This is a genomic window from Acidovorax sp. HMWF018 (assembly GCF_003061035.1).
GTDB classification, from domain to species: domain Bacteria; phylum Pseudomonadota; class Gammaproteobacteria; order Burkholderiales; family Burkholderiaceae_C; genus Acidovorax; species Acidovorax delafieldii.
Genome location: NZ_QAIM01000016.1, coordinates 1 through 5,763, shown reverse-complemented (window position 1 = coordinate 5,763; position 5,763 = coordinate 1). Strand labels below are relative to the sequence as shown.

Below are 5,763 nucleotides of genomic sequence, written 5' to 3'. Positions count from 1 at the left end.
CGGCATGGGCGGCCGCTGTCGTCCACAAGACAGGGCTTCACCCGCCCCTTGCCACACCATACGGCCATGACAACGAAACCCTCCTGGTTTGATGGCTTTGCCACTCGGCGCATCACCACCTCGGGCGCGGAGATCTTTGTGCGCACCGGCGGCACCGTGGGCGCGCCCCCGCTGCTGCTGTTGCACGGCTTTCCGCAAACGCATGCGCTGTGGCGCCGCGTGGCGCAGCAATTGGCACGCGACTACTGTCTGGTGCTGCCGGACTTGCGCGGTTATGGCGACTCATCCCACGCGCCCGGCCTGCCCGACCACAGCAACTACAGCAAACGCGCCCTGGCGCAGGACATGGCCGAGGTGATGACCACGCTGGGCCACGACACGTTCTACCTGTGCGGCCACGACCGGGGCGGCCGTGTGGCCCACCGCCTGGCGCTGGACCACGCCGCGCGTGTGAAGAAGCTGTGCGTGATCGACATCGCCCCCACGCTCGACATGTACGCGCGCACCGACATGGAGTTTGCGCGCGCCTATTACCACTGGTTCCACCTGATCCAGCCCGCGCCGCTGCCCGAGACCATGATCGGCAGCAACGCCCGCGCCTACCTGCACGCCAAGCTGGGCGGCTGGGGCAGCGCGGGCCTGGCCCACATCGAGCCCCAGGCACTGGCCGATTACGAACGCTGCTTTTGCACACCCGAAGCCATCCACACCGCCTGTGAGGACTACCGCGCCAGCGCGGGCATCGACCTCGACCAAGACCGTGACAGCCGCGCGCGCGGCGAGAAGATCACCTGTGACACCCTGGTGATCTGGGGCGCGCACGGCGTGGTGCACCGGCTGTTCGATCCGCTGGCGCTGTGGCAGGCGCAGTGTGCGGGCGTGGTCACAGGCCATGCCGTTGCGGCGGGGCACTTCATCCCCGAACAATTGCCCGAGGCCACGGCCCAGGCGCTGAGCGCCTTCATGCGCTGACGACCAGGTCGGACACGGCCCGAAAGGGCAATCGAAAGGATCTGCCGTGCATTTGTTCACGCGCTACGCGGCCACCATGCCCCGTGCAGTGCGCACAGGTGCCCTTGCGTTCCTAGAATCCGCCGCTTCGCACGCTGCGGAACCCTTGGCCAGCACCGGTGGCTGGCCAGCCATCACCTTCCGCAGCGCCCCCCACTGTGCCTTGCCGATTGCGTGACCATGCCTCCCTTTACCGCGACCCAGAACCAACTGCTCACCGAGCATCTGCGCAGCTTTCTGCCAGGCATCGAACCCGAGGCGCTGGAACTGCTGCGCGCCCAGCTGGAGTGGGTGGAGGTGCCCGGCGGCAGCACGCTGATGACCCAGGGCGAGCCCGGCGAATCGATGTACCTCACCGTCAGCGGCCGCCTGCGCGCCTATGTGCGCAGTGACGACGGCCACAGCGGCACGCAGCGCCGCGTGGCCGACATGGGCCGGGGCCAGGTGATTGGCGAGATCAGCCTTTTCACCAACGCACCCCGTGCCGCCACCGTGGTCGCCGTGCGCGACTCGGTGCTGGTGCGCCTGACCAAGGACGTGTTCAAGACCCTGCTGGCCAGCAGCGCCCAGGTATCGATTGCGCTCACGCGCCAGATCATCCAGCGCCTGCAGTCGGGCACCGCCGCCCATACGGCCGCGCAGGAGCGCCCGGTGGCCATGGGCCTGCTGCCGGTGAGCAGCGGCGTAGACCTGCAGGCTTTTGGCCAGCGTCTGGCGCGCCACCTCGGCACGGTGGGCCGCGTACGGGTGGTGGACTCGACCACCGTGGACGCCGAATTGCAGGAGCCAGGCATTGCGCAGCGCGAAGGCGCCGACGCCACGGCCAACCGCCGCATTGCCATGCTGCTCGACGAGATCGAGGCCCGCAACGACTTTGTGCTGCTGCTGGCCGACCCCGAGCCCTCCCCCTGGACACGCCGCGTGAGCCGCCACTGCGACGAGTTGCTGCTGCTGGCCGACGCGCAGGCCGAGCCCGCCATCCACCCCATCGAGGAAAACTGCCTGCTGCGCCGCGCGCCCCTGGCCGAGGCCGCCGAGATCCTGGTGCTGCTGCACCCGGAAGGCACGCAGTGCCCACGTGGCACCCAGCAATGGCTGGACCGCCGCCCGGTGGCCGACCACGTGCACGTGCGCCCCACCCTCGACCGCGACATGGCGCGCCTGGCCCGCATCCAGAGCCGCACGGCCGTGGGCCTCGTGCTGGCGGGCGGCGGCGCACGCGGCTTTGCGCACCTGGGCATCTACCGCGCCTTGCAGGAAGAAGGCGTGGAGATCGACTGTGTGGGGGGCACCAGCATCGGCTCGGTGATGGCCGCATATGTGGCGTCCGACCAGCCGCTGGCGACGGTGATGGCCAACGCGCGCGAGGCATTCCGCACCAACCCCACGGGCGACTGGAGCCTGCTGCCGCTGATGTCGCTCATCAAGGGCCGCCGACTGCGCCACATCCTGCACGAGGCCGTGGGGAGCTTGGTGGGCTTCCCGGCCCAGGTGGAAGACCTGTGGAAGAACTACTACTGCGTGGCCACTAACTACTCGCGCGCCAGCGAACAGGTGGTGCGCCGTGGCAGCCTGGTGAAGTCGCTGCTGGCCAGCATCTCCATCCCCGGCGCGCTGCCACCCGTGGTGCACGACGGCGACCTGCTGTGCGATGGTGGAACGTTCAACAACTTCCCAGTGGATGTGATGCGCAGCAGCATGCGCGGCGTGGGCACGGTGATTGGTGTGGACCTGAACTTCCGCAAGCCCCGCCGCATCGAGCTGGACGACATCCCCAGCAGCTGGGCCCTGCTGCGCGACAAACTGCGCCCGCGCGCCCAGCGGCGCTACAAGCTGCCCTCGCTGGCCAGCTACCTCATGCAGGTCACCATCCTGTACAGCATGTCGCGCCAGCGCCAGTCGCAGCAGCTCACCGACCTGTACTTCAACCCCCCCATGGACCGCGTGGGCATGCTGCAGTGGAACCGGTTCGAGCAGATCGTGCAGCAGGGGTATGCGCACGGCATCCAGGTGCTGGACGCATTGGACGACACCAAGCGGCGGCGCATCGGTAGGTTGCGCACCGGCTGAGCGCACATCGCCGTGCCGGTCCCCCAGGTGGCATGCAGCGTTCCGGCCGGGGTGTAGCATGGACGCCCTTGAGGAGGAGAACCCATGCACCCCAACGCCCAGACCCTGCAACGCTTCTACACCGCGTTTGCGCAACTGGACCACGCCACCATGGCCGCCTGCTATGCGCCTGACGCCACGTTTGACGACGAAGCCTTTTCCCTGAAAGGCCGTGAGCAGGTGGCAGGCATGTGGCGCATGCTGTGCACTGCGACCAAAAAGCCCGGCGCCGCCGAGCACTGGAAGCTGGAGTTCAGCGGCATCGACGCCGATGCCAACGGCGGCAAGGCGCACTGGGAGGCGTACTACCTCTTCAGCGCCACGGGGCGCAAAGTGCACAACATCATCGACGGCACCTTCACCTTCACGCCCGACGGGCTGATTGCCACCCACCGCGACCGCTTCAACTTCTGGCGCTGGGCCCGTCAGGCACTAGGTGCACCAGGGCTGCTGCTGGGCTGGTCGCCATCGCTCAAGCGCAAGGTGCGGAGTACGGCAGCGGGGAATTTGAAGAAGTTTCTGGCGCAGGGTTGACGGCTCTCGGCTAGGACAGGACGCTGCCGACAGCGGCAAACTAAGGACAGAGCCAGATCCAGAGGATCGAAGGCAAAATCCGTGGTCATCAACGTACTCAGGAGCCTGCTCAAAAACCCGGGCAGTTCAGGTCATAACAGCGCCGTCAGTACGCGCACGCTGTTTATAAGTCAGCCATCAGCGCCTGCCGTTCGCAATCGGCTTGATTACGTTATTTGGATGCTTCTCGCACTCTAGGTGAACTCGATACACGTTCACCCAGCCGCTCCAGCATGTCTTTCATTGACTTGTTTACAGCTTCGCCAAGCACAGTCGAGCCACCCTCGCATGCGCCGCCCGAATCACCCTCTGCCATTCGCGACCCGCTCGCCGATGTTGCAAATAGTGTTCCTGATTGCCCACGAATATTTACGGAAACTGCGATATCACCGCTTGACGTACAAGTACCAGACCAAAACCCCATTTGACAAGACAGACGAGGACTAAACTCCTCCAATCGAGTAGTAATGACACCATTCAGCGAATCTCTCTGCAGAGTTTCAATGGTTGGAGCGACAGGCCGAACCTCTACATTTTCAAAAATTTGCTCATACACGCGGCGAAGTGACGAAACCAAACTGTCGTCAAGCGAGACAGGATAGTTGTGCGCAGAACACACGTGAGAGCTCGGCCTCACTTGCTTTGAAACATTTTTAAGACCATCGTCCATCACTGCCACCCACCGACCAGGCACCTTCGTGTCGTACGACGTGTGGATGTTGACTGTGCCGACAGACGCTGGCTTTACGTTGTAAGCACAGCCTGAAAGGAACAGTGCGAGTACTGCAATAACGGAAGCGATACGCATTAGTTGAGCCTGTAGTAGTTTGTAACATTACATTTCAGCACAGAACGTTACTGCGGGCAAGGCAGCGAATTAGCAATTGAAACCTGCCGACATCGAGCCTCTCTGTAAGCGCCACATGGCATCGCACACTCTAGTACTACTCCATGATCTGTAGGCTGGTACCCGCGTTTCTCGCCATGTCGTAGGCAGGGATCCGCCGGCAACTGCCTTTGACTGCATAGAAGGGACAGAGGCTATAGGGTGGGCAATGCCAGCCACGAACGAGAACGCAATCACCTCAGGGATAAGCGCAAACGTGGCCACCACGCCTGAGAGTAATTCACGCGGGATGCTGGGTGCCTAGTCGACGCACATGCGGGACAGAAAAGACGACATCAGGGAAACGGAGTGATGCCAAACAGAACCCGCCCGAAGGCGCGCGGCAGGGAAACAAGCATGACTGTCCTCTGGCGCATATCCCAGAATATCCAACAGCTACAAAATTAGTAGCAATTTAGTCACATCAAGCCCCGTGGCATTTCTTGTACTTCTTGCCGCTGCCGCAGTGGCACGGGTCGTTGCGCCCCGGCTCGGGCGCCTTGCGCACGGTCTCCACGCGCGGGCCCATGCTCTTCCACAACTGGCGCAGGTCGTACACGGCCCAGATGGCTTCGCCGAAGGCCTCGACGCGCGCCTGGCTGGTGCTGGGTGGGCCGTCTTCGTCGTACATGCAGACTTCGGGCTTGCCGGTGTCGTCTTCGGTCAGGGCAACGATGCGGTCCAGCGCGTCATCCAGCCACTTGGCCGCTTCCTTGTCGCGCGGGGCGGCCCAGTCTTCGGGCCAGTTTTCCACCGCAAACATGAAGCCCAGGGCCCACACCTGGCCGAAGGACGGGATCTCCTGGTCGTCGCCCATTTCGGCGCGCTGTTCGTCGGTGAGGCTGGCCACCGCGCCGCGCATGTCCATGGCTTCGGGCTGGAAGGTGCGGTCGTCGTCCAGTGTCTTCACGTCGGTGTCGAGCTGGGCCACGATCTCGTTCCAGCGGCGCATCCACAGGTCCATGAAACGAGCTTGCTGGGCGGCGTCGGCAAACGCGGGCAGCAGGGGCAGCGGCTCGCCCTCGGCCACGTCCAGCTCGGCGCCGTCGCCCAGCAGCATGGGCAGGTATTCGGCCGGGCCGATGGGGCGGCGACTGCGCATCGGGGCTGCCACCGATCCACACGCGGAAGTCGTGCGACGGCAGCTGCGTGGGCGCGAGCGAGTGGTTCACCCATTCATAGCC

At 64.5% G+C, this 5,763-nt stretch carries 5 protein-coding genes; 3 read left to right on the top strand and 2 right to left on the bottom strand.

The window, feature by feature from the left end; all coding sequences use genetic code 11:
• Positions 1 to 66 precede the first annotated feature (66 nt).
• From DBR23_RS00460 to DBR23_RS00450, 3 genes are all read left to right on the top strand, one after another.
• Positions 67 to 972: an alpha/beta fold hydrolase gene (locus tag DBR23_RS00460; protein WP_108496950.1), complete on the top strand. Its 906-nt coding sequence runs from the start codon at positions 67 to 69 to the stop codon at positions 970 to 972.
• A 219-nt stretch (positions 973 to 1,191) separates the two neighbouring features.
• Positions 1,192 to 3,081: a cyclic nucleotide-binding and patatin-like phospholipase domain-containing protein gene (locus tag DBR23_RS00455; protein WP_108496949.1), complete on the top strand. Its 1,890-nt coding sequence runs from the start codon at positions 1,192 to 1,194 to the stop codon at positions 3,079 to 3,081.
• 84 nt (positions 3,082 to 3,165) lie between these two features.
• Positions 3,166 to 3,654, top strand: a complete 489-nt coding sequence (locus tag DBR23_RS00450; protein WP_108496948.1) for a nuclear transport factor 2 family protein — start codon at positions 3,166 to 3,168, stop codon at positions 3,652 to 3,654.
• 211 nt (positions 3,655 to 3,865) lie between these two features.
• Here DBR23_RS00450 and DBR23_RS29105 read toward each other — a convergent pair whose 3' ends face one another.
• Both DBR23_RS29105 and DBR23_RS00445 read right to left on the bottom strand, forming a co-directional pair.
• On the bottom strand, positions 3,866 to 4,501 hold the full coding sequence (locus DBR23_RS29105) for a hypothetical protein (RefSeq protein ID WP_146191173.1): 636 nt from the start codon (positions 4,499 to 4,501) through the stop codon (positions 3,866 to 3,868).
• 502 nt (positions 4,502 to 5,003) lie between these two features.
• Positions 5,004 to 5,681 carry a UPF0149 family protein gene (locus tag DBR23_RS00445; protein ID WP_369882070.1) on the bottom strand — a complete coding sequence of 226 codons (678 nt, stop codon included), beginning with the start codon at positions 5,679 to 5,681 and terminating at the stop codon, positions 5,004 to 5,006.
• Positions 5,682 to 5,763: the final 82 nt, after the last annotated feature.